Consider the following 20,628-nt stretch of genomic DNA (forward strand, 5'->3'; position numbering starts at 1 on the left):
GGGTGACGGTCAGGCCGTGGGGTCGTAGACGCGCCGCTCCTCGGGGAGGCCGGCGTCGTCGTAGAGGGCCTGGAGCCCCTCGGGGGAGAAGATCTCGTGGTCGGGGACCCCGCCGGCGATCCAGCCGAGCATCGCGGTCGTCCACCGCTCGGTGGATCCGGCGGCCTCCAGGACCGCCTGGAAGAAGGGCGGCAGCTCGTCGAGCTCGGCGACGGTCGTGGTGTAGTCGTAGAGCACCGCGGTGTCCTCGTCACGGCGCTTGCCGTACTCGGCGAGTGCCGCGGAGGGGTCGGTCTCGCCGGACGCGGACCGGGTGACCGCGTCGGCGAGCATCTCGGCCTGCAGGAACGCATCGGTGATGCCCCAGCCGGTCAGCGGGTCCTTGTGGTAGCCCGCGTCGCCCACCAGGGCCCAGCCGGGACCGGCTGCCTGACGGTAGAAGTTGTCGGGGTACCGCATCGGGACGAAGGGCTCCAGCGCCCGGCCGCGGTCACGCATCTGCTCGCCGAGCTCGGGGGCGACGTCGTCCAGCACGGCCTGGAAGTGACGGGGCACGTCCTGACGGAACTCACGCAGCAGGTCCTTGCGCCCGATCACGGCGACGAGCTGGCCACCGTTCGTGGGCCACGTCCCGGCCCACGTTCCGTGGTGCCCGGTCCGGTGGTGCATGCCCCAGTCGTCGAGACCCTCGAAGTAGGAGTAGTAGGTGAACCCCGCGGCCGGACGGACGTTGTAGGTCTCCGCACCGACGCGCTTCGCGATCGTCGAATGGGCCCCGTCCGCCCCGACGACGAGCGCTCCGCGAAACTCCTGTTCGGTACCGGAGCCCGAGCGCCCCCGGACCCCGACGACCCGCCCGTCGTCCCAGATCACGTCGGTCACCGCGAAGCCGTCGACGACCTCCGCACCGGCGCGGCGTGCCGCGTTGACGAGGATCTCGTCGAGCACCACCCGGCGCGGGCAGTAGACCGCGTCGATGCCGTCGACGGGGTCGGCGAAACCGATCATCGTCACGTCGCGGTGCGCGTAGTGCATCGACCGGGACGCGGGTGTGCCGGCCGCGACGACCTCGTCCAGCAGGTCCCATGCCTGGAGCCGGGCTAGCCCGGCCTGGTGGAGGTAGTGGGTCGAGACGGTGTCCGACGGCAGCGCGGCACGGTCGAGGACGAGCACGCGGTGGCCGCGCCGGGCCAACAGCATGGCCAGCGGGGCTCCCCCGCACCGGGCTCCCACGATGATCGCGTCGTACATGCTGGTGCTCCTCCTCGGTCGGGCGCCGGGCGAGGTGCCCGACTGTGTCCCGGTGCCCTTGGTACGCACGCCGCGCCGGGGCGACCGCTCAGAAGTGCGCGTCGGGACGAGCCGCCGGGGGAGTGCTCAGAACTGCGCGGGGGAGTGGTCGGCCGCGTCCTAGCGTCGGTGGCGCGAACCGTGGAACAGAGAGGAGCGGCCCGTGACCGCCGTGGAGAACCGTCCGTCCGACCAGACGGCACCACCTACGCTGCGCGGGCTGGTCGAGGACCTGCACCGCCGCCGCGCCGCCGTCGTGGAGGGGGAGGCCGAGGCCACCGCCCGGCAGCACGCACGGCGCAAGCTGACGGTGCGCGAGCGGCTCGACCTGCTGTTCGACGAGGGGTCGTTCGTCGAGGTGGAGCCGATGCGGCGGCACCGGGCGACCGCGTTCGGGATGGACCGCAGGCGGCCCGAGACCGACGGCGTCGTCGCGGGCTGGGGCACGGTGCACGGCCGGACGGTCTTCGCCTACGCGCACGACTTCCGGATCTTCGGGGGTTCGCTCGGTGAGGCGCACGCCGAGAAGATCCACAAGGTGATGGACCTGGCGCTGTCCGCCGGCGCCCCGCTCGTGTCGCTGAACGACGGGGCCGGCGCGCGCATCCAGGAGGGGGTGACGGCGCTCGCGGGCTACGGCGGCATCTTCCGGCGGAACGTGGCCGCCTCGGGGGTCATCCCCCAGATCAGCGTGATGCTGGGGCCGTGCGCGGGCGGTGCTGCCTACTCCCCGGCGCTGACCGACTTCGTGTTCATGGTCCGCGACGTGGCCCAGATGTTCGTGACCGGCCCCGACGTGGTGGCCGCGGTGACCGGTGAGCAGATCGGGCACGATGCCCTGGGCGGTGCCGACGTGCACGCGACGACCGGCGTCGCGACCTTCGTGCACGACGACGAGGCGACCTGCCTGCTCGACGTCCGCCACCTGATCGCCCTGCTACCCGCCCACGGCGACGAGTCACCGCCCGCGACGCGGGTGGATGACCCGCCCGAGCGGACCTGCGAACGACTCCTGGACCTGGTTCCCGCAGACCCGTCGAAGCTCTACGACATGCGGGAGGTCGTCGAGGACATCGTCGACGACGGGGAGCACATGGAACTCCACGAGCTCTGGGCACCCAACGTGCTGTGCACCCTCGCGCGGATCGGCGGGCGGGTGGTGGGCATCGTCGCGAACCAGCCGCTCGCCCAGGCCGGGGCGCTGGACATCCCGGCGTCGGAGAAGGCGGCCCGGTTCGTCCGCACCTGCGACGTCTTCAACATCCCGCTGGTCACCCTCGTCGACGTGCCCGGCTTCATGCCCGGCACCCGCCAGGAACACGGGGGGATCATCCGGCACGGCGCGAAGCTCCTCTACGCCTACTGCGCCGCGACGGTGCCCCGGATCCAGGTCATCCTCCGCAAGGCCTACGGCGGCGCCTACATCGTGATGGACTCCCGCTCCATCGGGTGCGACGTGTCCTTCGCGTGGCCGAGCAACGAGGTGGCCGTCATGGGCCCCGACGGGGCGGCCAACGTCATCTTCCGCCGTGAGATCGACCAGGCCGAGGACCCGGAGGGCGTCCGCGCCCGACGCACGGCGCAGTACCGGCAGGAGCTCGTGCACCCCTACTACGCGGCCGAGCGAGGCCTGGTCGACGACGTCATCGACCCCCGCGACACCCGGAGGCTGATCCACCGGACGCTGGACATGCTGAGCGACAAGCACGTCGGCGACGCGGCGCGGCACGGGAACCCGCCCCAGTGAGTGCGCAGGCGGCGCCGGACGTGCGGGTACTGCGCGGCGCACCCACCGACGACGAGCTGGCCGCGTTGATCGCCGTGCTCGCGGCGGCGGCCGGGACGGTCCGGCGCACGTCGTGTCGGGCGGTCCCGCGACGGTCTCGGCGCCCCCGGCGTCGAGGGCCGGGGCGACCGCCCCGCGCAGCCCGGGCGGCGGCCGGCCGGCCGCCGCTCACCCGGAGTGGCCGGTCCAGACCGCGTAGCCGTGCGGGGCGATCTGCAGTACGACGTCCCGGCTGACCCCGGGGCCGGCGGTCCCGGCGTCGACCGTGATCTCGTCGGTGGTGACGGCGACGCCCTGCGCGGCGAAGTACCGGCGGGCGTCGATCACGATGCGGACCGGCAGCCGATGGCGGTCGGGCCCCGTCTCGGTCAGCAGTCCCGTGCCGTCGGTCAGCGCGACGCGGGCGAGCTCCCAGCAGCCGTCCACCTCGTACTCCATCCGGGCCTGGACCTCCGCCGCCGGGCGGCCGTGCAACAGGTCGTACACCCGAAGCGTCAGTGTCATCGGGACGCACCGCCATCGGGCCGGTCCGATACCGCCGTTCGGCGGCTCACGAGGGCGACGCTCGGCTGAACGGACGATGCGTAACTACCGTTTCGTCCGCTGTGTGCCACTCGTTCGTGGACTTCTTCGAACAGCATCTCTACTGTCGGTAATGCTTTCACGGCGTATCGCGGCAGTGGCCATGGGGGGCGTCCGTGCGACTGCGGGTTCTCGGCGTGCTGGACGTCCAGCGCATGACGGGTCAGGCCGTGGACCCGGGAGGGCCTCGGCTGCAGATCGTCCTCGCCTGTCTGCTGCTCGACTGTCCCGCGACGGTCTCGACCGAACGGCTGATCGACGCGGTGTGGCCGGACGCTCCGCCGGCGACGGCCCGGAGCCAGATCCAGATCTGCGTCTCGCACCTCCGGCAGCGGCTGGGGACCGCCGTGGCCCGGATCGTGACCCGACGCGCCGGCTACGCCCTCGAACCCGGCGCGGCGGAGCTGGACCGGCTGGAGTTCGAGCGCGCCGTCGACCGCGCCCGCGAGCTCGTACGGGCCGGCAGATCCAGTGAGGCGGTCACCGTCCTGCGCGGTTCCCTCGCGCTGTGGCGGGGGCCCGTCGTCCTCCCGGAGATCACCAGTCCCGCCGTCCGCGACAGGGCAGTGGCCCTGGAGGAGAGCCGCGCCGTCGTGATCGAGGAGCTGGCCGCGCTGATGCTGGCGAACGGCAGGCACTCGGAGCTGGTACCGCTGCTCAGCCGCGAGATCCTCGACTACCCGCTGCGCGAGCAGATGCGCAGCCAGCTCATGCTGGCGTTGTTCGGAGCCGGCCGGCAGGCCGACGCGCTGCGGGAGTACCGGCGTGCCCGTGACGTGTCGATCGCCGAGCTCGGCATCGAACCCGCCGAGCCGCTGCGCTCGCTGGAGGCCGCGATCCTGCGCGGCGACTCCTCGTTGCTGCAGGGCCCGTCGCCGGCCGCGCCGGCCGCGTCGGCTCCCGCGATGCTCCCGGCGGGCGTCGGTGACTTCACGGGCCGCGAGGCCGCGATCCGTCGCATGCTGGGTGTGATCCGCTCGAGTACCCGGGGCCGCAGCGCCGCCGCGGTGCTCGTTCTGTCCGGGCACGGCGGGGTCGGCAAGTCGGCACTCGCGCTGCACCTGGCGCACCGCACGGCCGACAGGTTCCCCGACGGCTGCTTCTACGCCTCGATCGGCAGCGACCCGGCCGCTACGGACCGGGCGCTCGAGCGCTTCCTGCGGGCTCTGGGGACTCCGCCCCAGCTCATCCCCGAGTCGTCGGACGAACGGCACGCGGCGTTCCACGAACGCATCGCCGGCCGGTCGGTCCTGATCGTCGTCGACGACGCGACCGTGGAGTCGCAGCTGCTCCCTCTGGTCCCCCCCGGGCCCGGGGAGCGCGCTGATCGTCACGAGCAGGCGGCGACTGACCGCCCTCCCGGGCGCCACCCGCTTCGAGGTCGGAGCGTTCGCCCCTGCCGAGTCGATGGCGCTGCTGGAACGCATCCTCGGGTGCGAACGCATCGGGGCCGATCCCGAGGCCGCCCGCACCCTCGCGCGGTTCTGCGGGCACCTGCCGCTCGCGGTGCGGATCGCGGCGGCCCGGCTCGCCGCCCGTCCGCACTGGACGTTGCGCGCCATGTGCTCGCGCCTGGCCGACGACTCGATACAGCTGGACGAACTCCAGCACGGGGACATGGCGGTGCGGGGGAGTCTGCTCCTGACCTACGAGTCGCTGGCCCCCGAGGCCCGCCGACTGCTGCGGCTGCTGGCGCTGCTCGACACTCCCCGCACCGGCGGGTGGGTGTGCGCGGTGCTCCTGAGCTGCGACGGACGTACGGCGGAGAGGCATCTCGACGAGCTCGTGGAGCTGCACCTGCTCGAGATCGTCGAGGTCGGCTCGGACGATCCCCTGTCCGGTCAGTTCCGGCTGCACGAGCTGGTCCGGTTGTTCGCCCGCGAACGCGCGATGGTCGAGGAGACGCCGTCCGGTCGGGTCGAGGGCATCACCCGGGTCGTGCGGGCGTTCCTGCGGCTGGTCGAGCAGACCCATGTCCACGAGTACGGCGGGGATCTGCTGCTGCGGAGCGATGGGCTGCCGGGCGACGGGCCGCGGCCGGAGGCGGACCGCCGCGCCGCCGACCGACTGCCGGTCGAGCCACTCGCCTGGTTGCGGCGTGAACGCGCCGCCCTGGTCGCCGCCGTCTCCCAGGCATCGGCGCTCGGGCTGCACACCGAGTGCTGGTCCCTGGCCGTCACCGCGGTGGTGCTGTTCGAGGCGTACGGCTTCTACGACGAGTGGCGCTCGACCCACCTCACCGCGCTCAGCGCGGTGGTCCGGGCGGGGGACCACCGCGGCGAGGCGGCCGTCCGCTACTCGCTCGGGTCCCTCGAGCTGTTCGAGCAGCGCTACGGACGGGCGCGGGTCGACCTCGACCGGGCCGCCGAGTTGTTCGCCGACCTCGCCGACGAGTACGGCCGGGCTCTCGTGGACCGCAACCTCGCCATCCTCGATCGGCTCACCGGGGACTTCGACCGGTCGTGCCAGCGGTCCCGGGCCGCCCTGGTGGTGCTGCGGTCGCACGGTGACCGGTCCGGGGCGGCACACGTGTTGGCCAACCTGGCCCAGCTCGCGATGGACACCGGCCGGGTCGACGAGGCGCTGGCGGTCATCGAGGATGCCGCACGTGCGGTGGAGGACCTGCCCAATCGCAGGCTCGCCGCGCAGATCACCCACCGGCGCGGGCTCGTCCATCTCCGCCGCGGCGAGGGCGAGACCGCGGAGGCGTTGTTCGACCGGGTGCTCACCTTCGCCCGCGCGGTCGACGACCGGTCGGCCGCGTTGCACGGGATGGTCGGACTCGGTGAGGCGCTGGAGCTGCGGGGAGACCCGGTCGCGGCGCGCCGGTCGTTCGAACAGGCCGCCGTCCTCGCCGAGAGCCTGGGCGAGAAGCGGATGCGGGCCCACGCGCTGCTCGCGATCGGTCGCCTCGACCTGGGCCTCGGCGACCGTGCGGCGGCGGCCGCTGCTGCGGTCCAGGCACTGGACGTGATCGAGGGGGCGGGCCTGACACTGCTCGAGGACCAGTGCCGCGCCGCCCTGGCCGTGGCCCGTGGTGACGCCCCGGGAGGAGCCGCGGGGCGTACGCGACCGCCGGCCTGACCTCGGGGGCGTCCTCATCAGTCCCAGACCGTGTTGCGCGGTCGCCGTGGGGAGGTGGTGGACCTGGTGGGTGTGTGCGTCATGACCGGTCGGCTCCTTCGTGGTGGTGGTGGACCGTTCCCGGCGGTCTGTGACGGTCAGCCGGCGTCGGCGCGGGCATCGAGGTAGAAGCGCAGTGCCGCCGGACGGACCCGCAGCACGCGGCCGGTCCGGAACTCGACGGCCCCCGCCTCCTCGAACCGGCGCAGGAAGTACCCGACTCGCGACCGGGTGGTGCCGACGATGTGCGCCAGCTCCTCCTGCGTGATGCGGTCGTGGATGGTCACCCCGGTCGGCCCCGCGCGGCCCAGTCGGTGGGCCAGGTCGAGCAGGGTCACACCCAGGCGGTGCTCGCTGTCATCGGTGACGAGATGGCTGATCGAGGTCTGCTGTTCGGCGAGCCGGCCCGCCAGGTGCTGGATGAGATGCCGGTGCAGTACCCGGCCGTCGAGAGCCCGGAAGAGCGCCTCGTCGGAGAACCTCAGCATGTCCACCGGGTCCATCGCCACGGCCGGCTCGGTGCGTGCGCCGTCGAGGAGTGCGAGCTCCCCGACGACCTCCCCGGCACCGTAGATGCGGAGCAGGCACATCTTCCCCGACCGGGAGTGCACGATGGTCTTCACCCGTCCGGTGAGGACGAGGTAGATCGACTCGTCGGGGTGCTGTCCGCGGTACACGGTGCTCCCCTCGGCGAACGACGTCCGGGTGTAGGACAGCTGTCCTCTCCGGACGAGATCGCCGAGCAGGTCCGGGAACTCCGTCCGACTCGACGTCCCGATGTTCCCGGGGCGGCGGGCCGGCAACGGTTCCGCCTGACCCACCACCCTGTGCGCGAGCTCCCCCACAGCGCCTCCACGGCGTATCGGACTCCTGCCCGGTTTGGGCGGTGAGTTCGGTACGTCCGACCGTAGGTGTGTGGTCTATCAGGGCCCTATCGAGCTGGATGTCCGATACGGCGGCGGCAGCGGTGATCGGGGCGGGTCGCCCGATCACCGCGCCGAGCCGGTCAGCTCCTGGTGCGCAGACCCAGCACGATCGCCACCGCCATGACGGCGGACAGCACCGCGCTGACCAGGCCGATCGTCGACAGCGACGAGGTGAACGCCTGGGTGCCCGCCGCGACCAGCTCTCCGGCCTCCGTGCCGGGGAGCCGGCCGGCGGCCTCCACGGTGCCGGCGAAGGTGTCGGCACCTCCCGCCTCTGCTCCGACAGGGGATCCCGCGAGCTGGGTGCGGTAGATGAACGTGCCGAGCGCGCCGAGCACCGCGACGCCCAGTGCCATGCCCAGCTCGGTCGCGGTCTCGGAGACGGCGGCCGCCGAGCCGGCCTTCTCCGGCGGGGAGGAGCCGACGATCAGGTCGGTGCCCAGGGCGATCAGCGGGCCGCCACCGGCGTAGGTCAGGCTGAATCCGACCACCGCCACCCACAGTCCGGTCTCCGGGCCGACCGTTGCGAGCATCAGGTGTCCGACGATGGAGATCAGGAGACCGCCGGCGACGATGTGGGCCGGCGCGAAGCGTCCGGCCAGGGCCGGAGCGGCCATCGAGGTCACGATCAGCCCGAGCGCCGCGGGCAGCAGCCAGAGGCCGGCCGCCATGGGGGACTGTCCCTGTGCCAGCTGCAGGTACTGGGTCACGTAGAGGTAGGTGCCGCCGGCGACGAACATCGCCAGCAGCATGGCCACGGCGGCGGTGCTGAAGGCCCGGCTCCGGAACAGGGTGAGGTCGATCAGCGGGGTCGTCAGGCGCCGCTGCCGGCGGGCGAAGACGACGCCGAGTGCCAGACCGGCGACGATCGCCACTGCGGCGATGCCGGCGTTGCCGCCCACCGCGAGCTCCTTGAGGCCGTAGACGACGGGCATGATCGCGCCGAGGGACAGGGCGACGCTCGCCAGATCGATCGGGTCGGCCTGTTCGGCGCGGTACTCCGGCAGCAGGAGCGGTCCGGCGACGAGCAGCAGCGCCATGACCGGCACCGCGATCAGGAAGACCGAGCCCCACCAGAAGACCTGCAGCAGCGCGCCGCCGATCACCGGACCGAGCGCGATCCCGACCGAGAACATGGTGACCCACAGCCCGATCGCCATGCCGCGCTGGCGTGGGTCGCCGAACATTGCGCTGATCAGCGACAGGGTCGAGGGCATCAGGGTCGCGCCGGCGATCCCCAGAGCGGCCCGGCTGACCAGGAGAGCCTCCGGGCTGGTCGCCAGCGCGGCCACGATCGATGCGACGCCGAAGGCGGCCGCGCCGATCAGGAGCAGCTTCCGCTGCCCGATGCGGTCGCCGAGGCTGCCCATCGTGACCAGCAGGCCCGCGATCATGAAGCCGTAGATGTCGATGATCCACAGCATCTGCTGTGCGGTGGCGCCGAGATCCAGGGTGATCGCGGGACCGGCCAGGTGCAGGACGCTGACGTCCATCGAGACGAGGAGGGTGGGAAGTGCCAGTACCGCGAGGCCGAGCCATTCGCGGGTACCGGCGCGCTGCTCGCGAGGCGCGACGGTGGTCATGACGGGACTCCTTGGTCGAAGTTGGCGTACCATCGGTACGTACAAGGGGACCGTAGCACGTTCACATACCGTCGGTACATGAAATCGGGGAGGGTCGATGACCGGAGTGCGGGTCCGGCAACGGGAGCAGACGCGCCAGGCGCTGATCCAGGAGGCGCGGACGTTGTTCGCCCAGCGTGGCTACGGCGCGGTCGGGCTGGCCGAGATCGTGGCCGCCGCCGGTGTCACCAAGGGGGCCCTCTACCACAGCTTCGACGGCAAGATCGGCCTGTTCCGCGAGGTCCTCGCGCAGGTCCAGTCGGAGGTCGCCGAGCGGGTGGCCACGTCGGTGTCCGACGACGCGGACTCCTGGGTCTCCTTCGTCGAGGGGTGCCGGGCGTTCCTGTCGGTGTCGAACGACCCCGAGCTGTCCCGGATCATGCTGATCGACGGGCCCGCGGTCCTGGGATGGGCGGAGTGGCGGCGGCTGGACGAACAGACCTCCGCGCGGCATCTGGCGGAGTCGCTGCAGCAACTCGTCGATGACGGGGTGATCGCGGCGCAGCCGGTCGAGCCGCTGACCAGGCTGTTGTCCGGTGCGATGAACGAGGCTGCCCTGTGGCTGGCCGAGGCGCGGGGGACGGTGGACAGCGAGGCAGTCTGGGCAGCGTTCCACGGCCTGCTCTGCTCGCTCCGCTGACGGCGGCCCGCCGACCGGCGGCCCTGGGTCGTCCGCTCAGGGGAGCCGGGTGAGCCCGGCGAGGATGAGGTCGATCCCGGCGAGGAACTCGGCCCGGTCGTCGTGATCGCGCATCCGTCCCGCGACCGTGCGGGTGAACGCGTACTGCTCGCCGTCGAGCTCCTCCCACCGTACGGCCAGCCGGTCGAGGAACTCCTGGCGCCCGAGAGCGGCCTCGGGGGAGCGGGCGTTCCTTGCCTGCTGACTACCGGCGCCGATGATGTGCACCAGCAGTGCGGACGTCGCGGTGAACTGGGCGTCGGACGGCACTTCCAGTGCCTGGACCTGGCGACCGATCAGCTCGAACACGACTAGGGCCGTCGCGTCCCACGGCGGCCTCGCCAGCTGGGCGCCGACCCAGGGGTGCGCCTCGATCGCATCGAACACGCCGAGGGCCACCGCGCGGATCGCGGCTTGCGGCGAGCCGGCCGGGTCAGCGCGTCCGAGCGCGCGGGACACGACCATCTCGGTCGCGGCGACGAGCAGCTCGTCCTTGGTCGCCACGTGCCACTGGATCGCGCCGTGTCCGGTCTCCAGCTTCGCGGCGAGTGCCCGGAAGGTCAGACCGTCCTCGCCCACGGTGTCGAGCAGCTGGGCGGCCGCCTCGACGACGCGCTGCCGGGTCAGCGTTTTCCGCTCCGCGCGGCGCGACGTCCTGGGCACGACTCATATTGACACGGATGGTACGTCGTACCAATCTGGTACGACGTGCCATCCGCACACCGTCGGGAGAGCTGTCATGGCCGGATCGGTCACCATCGTCGGAGCGGGTCTCGGAGGGCTCGTCCTCGCTCGCGTCCTTCACGTCCGCGGTGTCGGTGCCACGGTCTACGAGGCGGAGAGCTCGCCGCAGGCCCGCACACAGGGCGGTCAGCTCGACCTGCACCAGTACAACGGGCAACCCGCCCTGGCGGCCGCCGGTCTGACCGCACAGTTCGAGGGGATCATCCACCGTGGCGGCGAGGCCACCCGCGTTCTGACGGCCGACGGCACCGTCCTGCTCGACGAGCCCGACGAGGGCATCGGAGGCCGTCCGGAGGTCCTGCGTGGCGACCTCCGCCGGATCCTGCTCGAGTCGCTTCCCGAGGGCACTGTCCGATGGGGGCACCGGCTCGCCGGGGTCGCTCCCGCGGGCGACGGGCGGCACACGCTGCGCTTCGACAACGGCGCCACCGTGACCACCGACGTGCTCGTCGGCGCCGACGGCGCCTGGTCGAGGATCCGGCCGCTGCTCAGTGACGCGACCCCGGAGTACGCCGGTATCTCGTTCGTCGAGACTTCGCTGCACGATGCCGACGTACGGCACCCGGACGCGGCCGCGGCGGTCGGGGACGGGGCGCTGTTCGCGCTCGCGCCGGGCCGCGGGGTGCTGGCCCACCGCGAGCCCGGAGGTGTCCTGCACGCCTACATTGCCCTGGTCGAACCGCGGGGCTGGTTCCGTGAGATCGAGGGCGCGGACGCCGCCATGACGACGGCACGCGTCGCCGCCGAGTTCGGAGGCTGGTCTCCCGCGCTCACTGCTCTGATCACCGATGGCGACACCGTTCCCGTGCTGCGCCCCATCCATGTCCTGCCCATCGGGCACCGCTGGGACCGCGTGCCCGGGGTGACCCTGCTCGGGGATGCCGCGCACGTTATGTCGCCGTTCGCCGGGGAAGGCGTCAACCTCGCCATGTTCGACGGCGCCGAACTCGGCCGAGTCATCGCCGAGCACCCCGACGACATCGAGGCCGCGTTCGCCTCCTACGAGACGGCCCTGTTCGCGCGGAGCGCGCAGTTCGCGGCCGAGTCCCACCGCAACCTCGGACTGCTCTTCGACGAGCACACTCCCGCCGGCTTGCTCGCCCTCATGTCGGGCGACGAGCTGGACCACCACTGAGTCGGTCGGTTGCACCGTCACCGACGACGCGACCACCAGGTGGTCCGACGACTCCGGGAGACACCATCGACGAGAGGGTCCGTGCCCTCCTGCTGGCGCCCCATTCCGCTCACGTGCCCACCGCCCGCGCTGACGGCAGCGCCCCGGTTACCCCGACCCGGGTCGACTGGCAGGACGGTGATGTCCTACTGAACAGCACACCCCGACAGGCCTGGGTCCGGAACCTGGTGCGTGACGCGCGGGTCACGCTCGGGGTCTCGGCGAGCGACAACCCCCACGAATGCGTGACCGACCGTCCGCGGGCATGTCGTCGATGTCACCGCCGACGGTGCCGAAGTGCATTTCGCACGGCTCTTTCAGTACCAGCGTGACCGCGCGATGCCGTCGAGCCCCGACGTCGGTGAGCCCGACCCGCAGGACCCCGACCGCAGGAGGCTCGTCAGAATCGCCGTCGAGTCGACCCGCCAACAGTGGCAGCCCGGCCCCGGCGCGGCCGAGGAGTACGACGCCTGCCTCGCCTCGATCGCGAGCCCATCAGGTGAGACCTCGGCCGAGGCGCGCGGCGACGGCCCGACGACCGTTCGCGAGATCCTGGTCGCGGGTGTGACGACGGAGGCCGCACCTCCGGCATGCTCTCGGCGCAGCCGGGTAGTCCGCTCGCCATGACCCACGATCGTCGCCGCCCCGGGTCCGGCTCCGCGCTCGATCCCTCCGGTGCGGGTGTGCGCCCCCCCGGCGCGGCCGGGCGGGATCCGGTGGATCACGTGATCGCGCGTCGAGCCGTCGTCCGCCGACCGCGTGGAGGAACGGGGCCGCGTGCGATGTGCGGATTCCGGTTCCTGGCAGATGTTCAGCGCGATCGTCTGTTTCCTCCGACGTCGGCCCCGCCAGGAATAGGGCCGTTGTCGGAATCGGTTCCTATAAATCGAGATGGCGGTGTGAGAACGCAGTTCGATCGGTTCCGCGAGGGCCGGGGTGCCGCGCGGACATCGCCGGAACAGGGGTGCGAGAAGGAGGGGTTTCGTGATGGGAGTTGAACGGATCAGAGTGGACTCCCCACATCCGGACGTGTACCGGATCCGGGTGTGGGGCTTCCTGGACACCACAGCGGGTGCGCGGATCCTGCGCCAGGTCGACGCCCGCCTCGCCCTGCTCGACGACGCCCGTGTGCGGGCCGGGCACATCCTGGCCGACCTGGCCGGGGTCGCGGCTGCGACCTCGCCGGGGCTGTCCGCTCTGCGCCACGCCACCTACGCGACCGCGCGCCGCGGGGTGGGTTTCCACCTCGTCGGTGCGGGGCACCTCGCGGCACGGGCCGGGGTGCGGGCCCACGCCGTGCTGGAGCGGATCGGGCAGTTCCCCGATCTGCCGGCTGCACTGGACGCGCTGGTCACGGCCCCGGACCATCGCGACGGGGGCCGGTCACCGCGCCCGAGCCGGGGCGTCGCGTCACCGAGCCCCCGGTCCCGAGGGTGAGCACCGCAGGAAAAGGAGGAAGGTGGAGAACGATGCAGGCAGTCGTGGGCGACCACATCGTCGTCGAGTCCGCCACGCTGGGGCGAACCGCCCGACTCGGTGAGGTGCTCGGCGTGCTGGGACGGAACGGGGAGCCGCCGTACCGGGTCCGGTGGGCCGATGGGGCGGAGTCGCTCTACAGCCCCGGCGCCGACGCCCGGGTGCGGCTCGTCGCGCCCGAGCCCCACCCGGAGGAAACCGTGATCGGGGAGGGCGACGTCGAGTGGGTGGAACCGGTTCGCGACGACGGTTCTCCGGTGTCGGATCCGCGTCCTTGACAACCGCCGTGGAGTGTCTTATTAGTGGAGATGTCCGAGAGATCGGACACCGCACGACAACCGACCGAGTGTGAGCGACGGTTCCTCCGAGCAGGCCGGGAATGGCAGGCCGAAGTGAGCCCGGGCGACAGATATGGTGACGTCGTCCGTGCCGTGCCCCGTTTCCCGGTGTGCGTGGAACAGGTCGGAAAGGGAGGTGAGAACCTGGTGATGCGGGCCAATCCGTTCCGTGCGCTGGACCGGTTCCTCGACCCGGACGTCAGACCGTTCGTCCCGGCGGCCCCGGGTTGGCCGACGCACGTCGCGATCGGGTCGACGATCGCGGACGACAGCTCCTGGCCCGGTCCTCGCTGACGCGGCGGTCCGCCGAGGCCGCGGCCCCCGAGCAGCCACCGAACGGCCACGGAGTCGCCACGGAACGGCCACGACGACAGGTTCGGAAGGGGGTGGCAGCCACCTCGAGACTTCTGATCATCGACCGACCATCACTCGAACCGCACGGTGGAGTCGCCCACGGGTCGGGCACCGTCCCCGGTGCTCCGACCGGGGCGACTCCGCTCCTCGACCCTCGTGAGGTGATGACGATGCTGGACGCCCCGTGTGCAGCGCCCTCGGGTGTTCCGGCCCGAGCCGACACGGCCCCCGTCGTCGAGATGCCGCTCGACGGCCGTACCTCACCCGACTGCGGGGTCACCGCCCACGTCGAGACCGGGCCCGACACCGACGCCGCGTTCTTCGCCATCGTCGCCGCGTCCGGTCCGTGGCCCGAAGCCCGGCCTCGGACCGCCCGCCGTCGCACGATCCGGCGTCCTCGCACCGACACCGCCACCGCCACCGAGGACACGCCCGACCGCGCCGGACCGGGACGCGCCGGACCGGGAACGCGACCAACGCGGCACGACGCCGGGCGCCGAAGAGTGCGCCCCGACCAACGCTCGCCTCCGACCGCATGAGCAGGGGCCCCGGGCCGTCACGGCCCGGGGCCCCTGATCGTGCGCGTCGGTCCTCATCGGACCGTCGTGACTGTGCGGTACCGCACCGATACCGCGACCGATCTTCCGCGGACGAGTACCTCCTGCGTAACTTACGAGGTATGCCTAAGTTAAGTCGCCGAGGACTCCTCGGTGCCGCCGTGTGCGGCGCGCTGCTGTTCGGAACCGTCGCCTGCGGCAGTGAGTCCTCCGGTGCCCCCGACACCGCCCAGGGCTCGGTCACGGTCACCCACGCACTGGGCACCACGACCGTGCCGCCCGGTGTCTCACGGATCGTGGCGCTCGGGCCCACCGGGTTCGACGTCGCACTGGCGCTGCAGGCGCCCGTCGTCGGAGCGTCCTCCAGCGGCAGCGAGTCCGGTCTCTCCCCGTGGACGTCGCAGGCCCCGGGTGCCAAGGACGTCGAGGTGCTCCCCGTGACCGGCGAGGCCACCGAGGTGAACATCGAGCAGGTCGCCGCCCTGAAGCCGGACCTGATCTTCGCCCCTGGCTACTTCGCGCTGCAGAAGTCCTACCAGCAGCTCAGTGCGATCGCGCCGACGATCGGCTACCAGAAGGGCCCGGCCCAGGACACCTGGCAGGAGATGACGACGCAGCTCGCGACTGCGCTCGGCCGCCCGGCCGACGCCGAGCGGGTCATCGGCCAGGTGCAGACGAAGCTCGACGAGACGCGGGCCGCGCACCCGGCGCTGCAGGGTGCCACCTACACCTTCGGCTTCGTGCAGCCCGGTGCGGTGACCGCCCTGCGCGACCCGGACGACGCGATGAACTCGGTGCCCGCGGCGCTGGGGCTCTCGCTGTCGCCGCAGATCCTCGCCCTGCCGAAGGGGGAGTCGTTCGGGGTGCAGCTCTCCTCCGAGCAGATCGCCTCGCTCGACGCGGACGCCCTCGTCCTGTTCGACGGCGGTGACGCGGAGGCACTCAGGACCCTCCAGCGGAACCCGCTGTACGAGCGGCTGCCGGTGGTGCAGCGCGGCGCGGTCGTGACCTACGACTACGACGAGTTCATCGGGCTGCGCAACCCGTCCCCGCTGTCGATCCCGTGGATCGTCGACCGGATCGCCCCGCGTCTGTCGGACGCCGTGTCCAAGTAGTCCCTCGTCCTCCACTGCGGCCGGCTCCGGCATCCCCGGTGCCGGCCGCAGTCGTGTGCGGAGGGTTGATCCCCGGGGCCGGGGCCTCCGTCGAACGGGCCGAGGAGGCCCGGGACGTCACACCAGGACGCAGTAACGCCAACGCGCGACGAGATCAGTCAAACGAGTGACGCTGGCCTCCTCACGCTACTCCGACCTGGCGTTTCGGTCGGTGTGGGTGTTCTGCGTGATGTCACTCTCTAGGCGGGATGTTGATCGATGTGATGAAGTTAGGCTCGCCTTAGAGAAGTGCAGCCGACCATGTGCAAGGGACAGTGATGGCCGACCCCGCGAGGGTGCGAAGCGGTGGCGGTCGGACGACCGGCTGCCTCGCCGAGTGTCGGAGCGCGGTCGGGCGGCACCACGGCAGGCTCACCGAGGGCACCACGACGGGGAGCGCGAGCCTCGGGAGCCCGGTCGCTCTCCGTGGGACCCGCAGCCCTCGACCGTCGACCCGGGACGGCCACGACCAGCTCGAGCGGCCGGTGTCCGGCGGCACCGAGCGGTCCGGCCCGTGTCCCGCCGGTCGCGCCGCGCGCTGATCCGACCCGACCGACGACAGAGGAGACAGCCATGTCCGTCAACCCGTTCGACGACGAGACCGGGACGTTCTACGCCCTGGTCAACGACGAGGGTCAGTACTCCCTGTGGCCCGGGTTCGCCGCCGTCCCCGCGGGCTGGCAGGTCACGCACGGTCCGGCCGACCGCGCGTCCTGCCTCGCGCACGTCGAGCAGCACTGGACCGACCTGCGACCGCGCAGCCTGGCCGACCGCACCGGCTGACCCGCTCCACCCCTCACCCCCGAAACGGAAGGAACCCCCATGTCCGGCGTCGCCGATGTCGTCCCGCAGGTGTACCGCACGCTGCTCAGCGGCAAGATCCACCGCGCCACGGTCACCCAGGCCGACCTGCACTACGTCGGTTCGCTCACAGTCGACGAGGACCTCATGGACGCGGCCGGGCTGGTCGAGGGCGAGAAGGTCCAGGTCCTCGACATCGACAACGGCAACCGCCTCGAGACCTACGTCATCACCGGTGAGCGCGGTACCGGCGTGATCGGTGTCAACGGGGCCGCGGCACACCTCGTGCACCCCGGCGACCTCACGATCATCGTCGCCTACCAGCAGGTCCCGCAGTCCGCTGTCGCCGACCACGTGCCGCGGGTCGTCCACGTCGACGCCCACAACCGGATCGTCGAGCTCGACACCGACCCCGCCGCTCCGGTGCCCGGAGCCCTCGACCAGTTCGCCGGTCGCTGGGCGTCCGCAACCACCGCGCAGGAGGAACCACCCCGATGAGCCCCGTGTCCACCGACGAACTCCGTGAGCTGATCGCCGACCTGGTCGACGAGGAGCCCGCGGACGTCGGCGACGACGACGACCTGTTCGAGCTCGGCCTGCAGTCCATCGCGCTCATGCGCCTGGTCTCGCGCTGGCGCGACGAGGGGCTCGACGTGGGGTTCGGCGACCTCGCCGCCCGCCCGACCGTCGCGGCGTGGGCCGCGCTCCTGGCCCGCCGTCCCGACGCCGCCCCGGCGACGGACGGCACCGACGAGCAGCCCACCGACGCGGGCCGGCCCGCCGCGACCGACGAGTCCGCCGAGTTCGGGCTGGCCCTGCTCCAGCACGCGTACTGGGCCGGCCGCGACCCGGCCCAGCCCCTGGGCGGGGTGGCCCCGCACCTGTACCTGGAGTTCGACGGGCCCGGTCTCGACCCCGACCGGCTGGCCGCGGCCGTGCGCCGGCTCGTCGACCGGCACCCGATGCTGCGCGCCCGCATCACCGACAACGGCCGCCAGGAGATCCTGCCCGCCGACGGCCAGGGCACGCCCGTCGTGCACGACCTGCGTGCGGTGTCCGACACCGAGCGCGAGCAGCGGCTGGCCGCGACCCGGGACGCGATGTCGCACGAGATGCTCGCGATCGAGCGGGGCGAGGTCTTCCGGGTCGCGGTGAGCCTGCTGCCCGACGGAGCCCGGCTGCACGTCGACGTCGACATGGTCGCCGCGGACGCCGTCAGCTTCCGGGTGCTGCTCGCCGACCTGGCCCACTGCTACGCCCACCGCCTCGACGCGCCCGAGACCGAACCGATCGGCGTCACCTACCGGGAGTACCTGCAGGCCAGGCCGGCTGCACGCCGGGCGGTGTCCGACGCCGCCCGTGCCTACTGGGAGACCCGGGCCGCCGACCTGCCCGGGGCGCCCGAGCTGCCCGTGGTGGAACACGGCACCGGTCGGCCGCGCGCCCAGCGGCTCGCGTTCACCCTGGCCGGCGACGAGCGGGACGCGGTCTTCGCCGCGTGCCGCCGCCACGGTCTGACCGCGGCCGCCGTCATCGCCACCGCCTACGCCGAGGTGATCGGCGCGTGGAGCGCGCAGCCACGGTTCGTGGTGAACGTCCCGCTGTTCGACCGCGACCCGGTGCACCCCGAGATCGACCGGGTCGTCGGTGACTTCACCGGCTCGGTCCTGCTCGAGGTCGACCTGACCACGCCCGCGACGTTCCTGGAACGGGCACGGGCCGTCCAGCACCGGCTGCACTCCGACGCCGAGCACGCCGCCTTCTCCGGTGTGGAGGTGCTGCGCGAGCTCGGCCGCCGCGCGGGCGAGCAGGTACTCGCACCGGTGGTCTTCACCAGCGGGCTGAACCTCGGCGAGCTGTTCGACGAGCAGGCGCGGGCGCTGTTCGGCGACCCGGTGTGGATGATCTCGCAGGGGCCGCAGGTCCTGCTCGACGCGCAGATCACCGAGGTCGGCGGGCAGATCCTGGTCAACTGGGACGTCCGCGCCGACCTGCTGCCCGACGGCGTCGGCGAGGCCATGTTCGCCGCGTTCAGCCGGCTCGTGCGCGGTCTGGGCGAGGAGCGGACCTGGTCCGTGCCCGTCCCGGCGCTGCTGCCCGCCGACCAGCTCGCCGTGCGGGAGCGCGTCAACACCACCGCCGAGCTGCCGCCGGCGCGACCGCTGCACCACGACTTCTTCGCCAGCGCCGTCGCCAGCGGGGACGCCCCCGCCGTCGTCGCCGACTCCGGGGTGCTGGGCCACGCCGAGCTGGCCGACCGGGCACTGCGGGTCGCGGCCGGGCTGCGCGAGCGCGGGGTCGCGCCGGGCGAGCCGGTCGCGGTGACGCTGCCGCGCGGACCGGAGCAGGTCGTCGCGGTGCTCGGTGTGCTCGCCGCGGGCGGCACCTACGTGCCGCTGGGCGTGGAGCAGCCCCCCGCCAGGGTCGAGCGGATCCGGGCGGTGTCCGGGCACCGGTGGGCGATCACCGCCGAGCCGGGGGAGGACCGGGTGACGCTCACCGAGCTCATGGCCCACTCGCCGCTGCCCGAGGCGGCCGGCCCGGACCCGGAACAGGCCGCCTACCTGCTGTTCACCTCCGGCTCCACCGGCGAGCCCAAGGGAGTCGAGGTCCCGCACCGCGCCGCCGTCGCCACCCTCGACGACCTCGTCCGCCGCTACCGGATCGGGAGCGGCGACCGGACGCTCACGGTCTCCGCACTCGACTTCGACCTGTCGGTGTTCGACCTGTTCGCGGTGCTCGGCACCGGCGGTGCCGCCGTCGTCGTGCCCGAGGGCGCCCAGCGCGACCCCGACCACTGGGCGCGCGCGATCCGCGAGCACGGCGTCACGATCCTCAACTGCGTGCCGGCGCTGCTCGACGCGCTGCTGGCCACCGGGCACGACCTCGGCGACACCCTGCGCCAGGTCCTGCTCGGCGGCGACCGGGTGGGCACCGACCTGCCGGGCCGGCTGCGCGAGCGGGTGCCCGGCTGCGGCTTCGCCGGGCTCGGCGGCACGACCGAGACCGCGATCCACTCCACCGTCACCGAGGTCGGCGACGGCCCCGGTGCCGTCGACCCGGACTGGCGGTGCGTTCCCTACGGCACCCCGCTCGACGGGGTCGCGCTGCGCGTCGTCGACCACCTCGGCCGCGACGCACCCGACCACGTTCCCGGCGAACTGTGGATCGGCGGCGCCGGGGTGGCGCACGGCTACCGCGGCGACCCGGACCGCACCGCGGACCGCTTCCTGACGCTCGACGGGCGCCGCTGGTACCGCACCGGGGACCTCGCCCGCTACCGATCCGACGGCACCGTCGAGTTCCTCGGCCGTCGCGACGACCAGGTCAAGCTCAACGGTTTCCGGGTCGAGCTGGGGGAGGTCGAGGCCGCCACCGCCGCCGTCGACGGGGTGGCCCGCGCGGTCGCCGTCGTCGTCGGCGACGCGGTGCTCGCGGTCGCCGTGCACGGCACCGCCGACCCCGACACCGTCGCGGCCGCGCTCCCGGACGCGCTGCCGCCGCACATGGTCCCGCGGGCGGTCGTCGCGCTGGACCGGATGCCGCTGACCGCGAACGGCAAGATCGACCGCCGGGCCGTGCGGGCCGCCGTCGCCGAGCGGGTGGCCGACGGCGGCGACCGGGTCGAGCCCGACTCCGCCCTGGAACGGGTGGTGGCCCGGGTGTGGGCGCAGGTGCTCGAGCACGACGGCCCGGTGGGCGTCGAGACCCCGCTGTTCGCCCTCGGCGGGGACTCGGTCCTGGTCACGGTGATCGTCTCCCAGCTGCGGGAGCTGCTCGACACCGACGCCGTCTCCGCACGCACGGTCTTCGCCCACCCGACGGTCCGCGAGCTGTGCCGGGCCCTGCGCGCGCAGGAGCCCGAACGTCTCGACGCCGTCGCCGAGGTCGTCGACGAGATCGAGTCGCTCGCCGAGGACGAGGTCGACCGGGCGCTGGCCGACCGGTGAGCGGTCCTCCGCACGGCTGAGCCCCGCCGCCGCGCAGCGCCCGGACCGTGGCACCCGAACTGCGGCACCCGA

General features: G+C 72.7%; 18 protein-coding genes. 12 read left to right on the top strand and 6 right to left on the bottom strand.

The window, feature by feature from the left end; genetic code table 11:
- Nucleotides 1–9: 9 nt before the first annotated feature.
- A complete protein-coding gene (locus Ae505Ps2_RS20695; RefSeq protein WP_075306656.1) occupies nucleotides 10–1,251 on the bottom strand; it encodes an NAD(P)/FAD-dependent oxidoreductase in 1,242 nt (413 codons plus the stop codon).
- 271 nt (nucleotides 1,252–1,522) lie between these two features.
- Between Ae505Ps2_RS20695 and Ae505Ps2_RS20700 the strand changes: the two genes are divergently transcribed.
- Together Ae505Ps2_RS20700 and Ae505Ps2_RS20705 are read left to right on the top strand one after the other, a co-directional pair.
- Nucleotides 1,523–3,037: an acyl-CoA carboxylase subunit beta gene (locus tag Ae505Ps2_RS20700; RefSeq protein WP_233147752.1), complete on the top strand. Its 1,515-nt coding sequence runs from the start codon at nucleotides 1,523–1,525 to the stop codon at nucleotides 3,035–3,037.
- Nucleotides 3,038–3,057: 20 nt separating this feature from the next.
- Nucleotides 3,058–3,312, top strand: coding sequence for an acyl-CoA carboxylase epsilon subunit (locus Ae505Ps2_RS20705; RefSeq protein WP_255407968.1), 255 nt, complete (start codon nucleotides 3,058–3,060; stop codon nucleotides 3,310–3,312).
- Here the strand turns inward: Ae505Ps2_RS20705 and Ae505Ps2_RS20710 are convergent.
- Nucleotides 3,245–3,580 (bottom strand): hydroxyisourate hydrolase, encoded by a 336-nt coding sequence (locus tag Ae505Ps2_RS20710; RefSeq protein ID WP_139318733.1) that lies wholly within the window; start codon nucleotides 3,578–3,580, stop codon nucleotides 3,245–3,247. The genes Ae505Ps2_RS20705 and Ae505Ps2_RS20710 overlap by 68 nt on opposite strands.
- A complete protein-coding gene (locus Ae505Ps2_RS33590; RefSeq protein ID WP_249265313.1) occupies nucleotides 3,577–4,728 on the bottom strand; it encodes a hypothetical protein in 1,152 nt (383 codons plus the stop codon). Before Ae505Ps2_RS33590 ends, Ae505Ps2_RS20710 begins: the two co-directional genes overlap by 4 nt.
- 337 nt (nucleotides 4,729–5,065) lie before the next feature.
- On the opposite strand from Ae505Ps2_RS33590, the gene Ae505Ps2_RS33595 reads away from it, so the two are divergent.
- A complete protein-coding gene (locus Ae505Ps2_RS33595; protein WP_075553895.1) occupies nucleotides 5,066–6,742 on the top strand; it encodes a tetratricopeptide repeat protein in 1,677 nt (558 codons plus the stop codon).
- A 137-nt stretch (nucleotides 6,743–6,879) separates the two neighbouring features.
- Here Ae505Ps2_RS33595 and Ae505Ps2_RS20735 read toward each other — a convergent pair whose 3' ends face one another.
- The gene (locus Ae505Ps2_RS20735) at nucleotides 6,880–7,584 is read right to left on the bottom strand and encodes a Crp/Fnr family transcriptional regulator (RefSeq protein ID WP_139320200.1); all 705 of its coding nucleotides are present in this window, start codon (nucleotides 7,582–7,584) and stop codon (nucleotides 6,880–6,882) included.
- A gap of 203 nt (nucleotides 7,585–7,787) precedes the next feature.
- Nucleotides 7,788–9,290: an MFS transporter gene (locus Ae505Ps2_RS20740; protein ID WP_075553897.1), complete on the bottom strand. Its 1,503-nt coding sequence runs from the start codon at nucleotides 9,288–9,290 to the stop codon at nucleotides 7,788–7,790.
- 97 nt (nucleotides 9,291–9,387) lie between these two features.
- Here Ae505Ps2_RS20740 and Ae505Ps2_RS20745 point away from each other — a divergent pair, with 97 nt between their 5' ends.
- On the top strand, nucleotides 9,388–9,969 hold the full coding sequence (locus tag Ae505Ps2_RS20745; protein ID WP_075306650.1) for a TetR/AcrR family transcriptional regulator: 582 nt from the start codon (nucleotides 9,388–9,390) through the stop codon (nucleotides 9,967–9,969).
- Between the two features lie 36 nt (nucleotides 9,970–10,005).
- On the opposite strand, the gene Ae505Ps2_RS20750 is transcribed toward Ae505Ps2_RS20745, so the two are convergent.
- Entirely contained in the window at nucleotides 10,006–10,671 is a 666-nt protein-coding gene (locus Ae505Ps2_RS20750; protein WP_075306649.1) for a TetR family transcriptional regulator, read from the bottom strand.
- A gap of 76 nt (nucleotides 10,672–10,747) precedes the next feature.
- Between Ae505Ps2_RS20750 and Ae505Ps2_RS20755 the strand changes: the two genes are divergently transcribed.
- From Ae505Ps2_RS20755 to Ae505Ps2_RS20800, 8 genes are all read left to right on the top strand, one after another.
- Nucleotides 10,748–11,887 (top strand): NAD(P)/FAD-dependent oxidoreductase, encoded by a 1,140-nt coding sequence (locus tag Ae505Ps2_RS20755; RefSeq protein ID WP_075306648.1) that lies wholly within the window; start codon nucleotides 10,748–10,750, stop codon nucleotides 11,885–11,887.
- Between the two features lie 378 nt (nucleotides 11,888–12,265).
- Entirely contained in the window at nucleotides 12,266–12,553 is a 288-nt protein-coding gene (locus tag Ae505Ps2_RS20760; protein WP_139318729.1) for a hypothetical protein, read from the top strand.
- A 381-nt stretch (nucleotides 12,554–12,934) separates the two neighbouring features.
- Nucleotides 12,935–13,363: a hypothetical protein gene (locus Ae505Ps2_RS20765; protein WP_139318728.1), complete on the top strand. Its 429-nt coding sequence runs from the start codon at nucleotides 12,935–12,937 to the stop codon at nucleotides 13,361–13,363.
- Between the two features lie 32 nt (nucleotides 13,364–13,395).
- Entirely contained in the window at nucleotides 13,396–13,680 is a 285-nt protein-coding gene (locus Ae505Ps2_RS34290) for a DUF1918 domain-containing protein (protein WP_075306645.1), read from the top strand.
- A gap of 1,093 nt (nucleotides 13,681–14,773) precedes the next feature.
- Nucleotides 14,774–15,766, top strand: a complete 993-nt coding sequence (locus Ae505Ps2_RS20785; protein WP_170917068.1) for an iron-siderophore ABC transporter substrate-binding protein — start codon at nucleotides 14,774–14,776, stop codon at nucleotides 15,764–15,766.
- A 612-nt stretch (nucleotides 15,767–16,378) separates the two neighbouring features.
- Nucleotides 16,379–16,588, top strand: coding sequence for an MbtH family protein (locus tag Ae505Ps2_RS20790; protein ID WP_075306641.1), 210 nt, complete (start codon nucleotides 16,379–16,381; stop codon nucleotides 16,586–16,588).
- A gap of 69 nt (nucleotides 16,589–16,657) precedes the next feature.
- Entirely contained in the window at nucleotides 16,658–17,104 is a 447-nt protein-coding gene (gene panD / locus Ae505Ps2_RS20795) for an aspartate 1-decarboxylase (RefSeq protein WP_075554287.1), read from the top strand.
- Nucleotides 17,101–20,556 (top strand): non-ribosomal peptide synthetase, encoded by a 3,456-nt coding sequence (locus Ae505Ps2_RS20800; protein WP_075553900.1) that lies wholly within the window; start codon nucleotides 17,101–17,103, stop codon nucleotides 20,554–20,556. The genes panD and Ae505Ps2_RS20800 overlap by 4 nt, the downstream gene beginning before the upstream one ends.
- Nucleotides 20,557–20,628 lie beyond the last annotated feature (72 nt).

The sequence above is a fragment of the Pseudonocardia sp. Ae505_Ps2 genome, assembly GCF_001932425.1.
Lineage (GTDB): Bacteria > Actinomycetota > Actinomycetes > Mycobacteriales > Pseudonocardiaceae > Pseudonocardia.

What these genes read in the sequence shown, in the direction of transcription:
- Ae505Ps2_RS20695 (WP_075306656.1), bottom strand. Translation starts at nt 1,251, where the DNA reads ATGTACGACGCGATCATCGTGGGAGCCCGGTGCGGGGGAGCCCCGCTG.
- Ae505Ps2_RS20710 (WP_139318733.1), bottom strand. Translation starts at nt 3,580, where the DNA reads ATGACACTGACGCTTCGGGTGTACGACCTGTTGCACGGCCGCCCGGCG.
- Ae505Ps2_RS33595 (WP_075553895.1), top strand. Translation starts at nt 5,066, where the DNA reads ATGGCGCTGCTGGAACGCATCCTCGGGTGCGAACGCATCGGGGCCGAT.
- Ae505Ps2_RS20740 (WP_075553897.1), bottom strand. Translation starts at nt 9,290, where the DNA reads ATGACCACCGTCGCGCCTCGCGAGCAGCGCGCCGGTACCCGCGAATGG.
- Ae505Ps2_RS20745 (WP_075306650.1), top strand. Translation starts at nt 9,388, where the DNA reads ATGACCGGAGTGCGGGTCCGGCAACGGGAGCAGACGCGCCAGGCGCTG.
- Ae505Ps2_RS20755 (WP_075306648.1), top strand. Translation starts at nt 10,748, where the DNA reads ATGGCCGGATCGGTCACCATCGTCGGAGCGGGTCTCGGAGGGCTCGTC.
- Ae505Ps2_RS20760 (WP_139318729.1), top strand. Translation starts at nt 12,266, where the DNA reads ATGCCGTCGAGCCCCGACGTCGGTGAGCCCGACCCGCAGGACCCCGAC.
- Ae505Ps2_RS34290 (WP_075306645.1), top strand. Translation starts at nt 13,396, where the DNA reads ATGCAGGCAGTCGTGGGCGACCACATCGTCGTCGAGTCCGCCACGCTG.
- Ae505Ps2_RS20785 (WP_170917068.1), top strand. Translation starts at nt 14,774, where the DNA reads ATGCCTAAGTTAAGTCGCCGAGGACTCCTCGGTGCCGCCGTGTGCGGC.
- Ae505Ps2_RS20790 (WP_075306641.1), top strand. Translation starts at nt 16,379, where the DNA reads ATGTCCGTCAACCCGTTCGACGACGAGACCGGGACGTTCTACGCCCTG.
- Ae505Ps2_RS20800 (WP_075553900.1), top strand. Translation starts at nt 17,101, where the DNA reads ATGAGCCCCGTGTCCACCGACGAACTCCGTGAGCTGATCGCCGACCTG.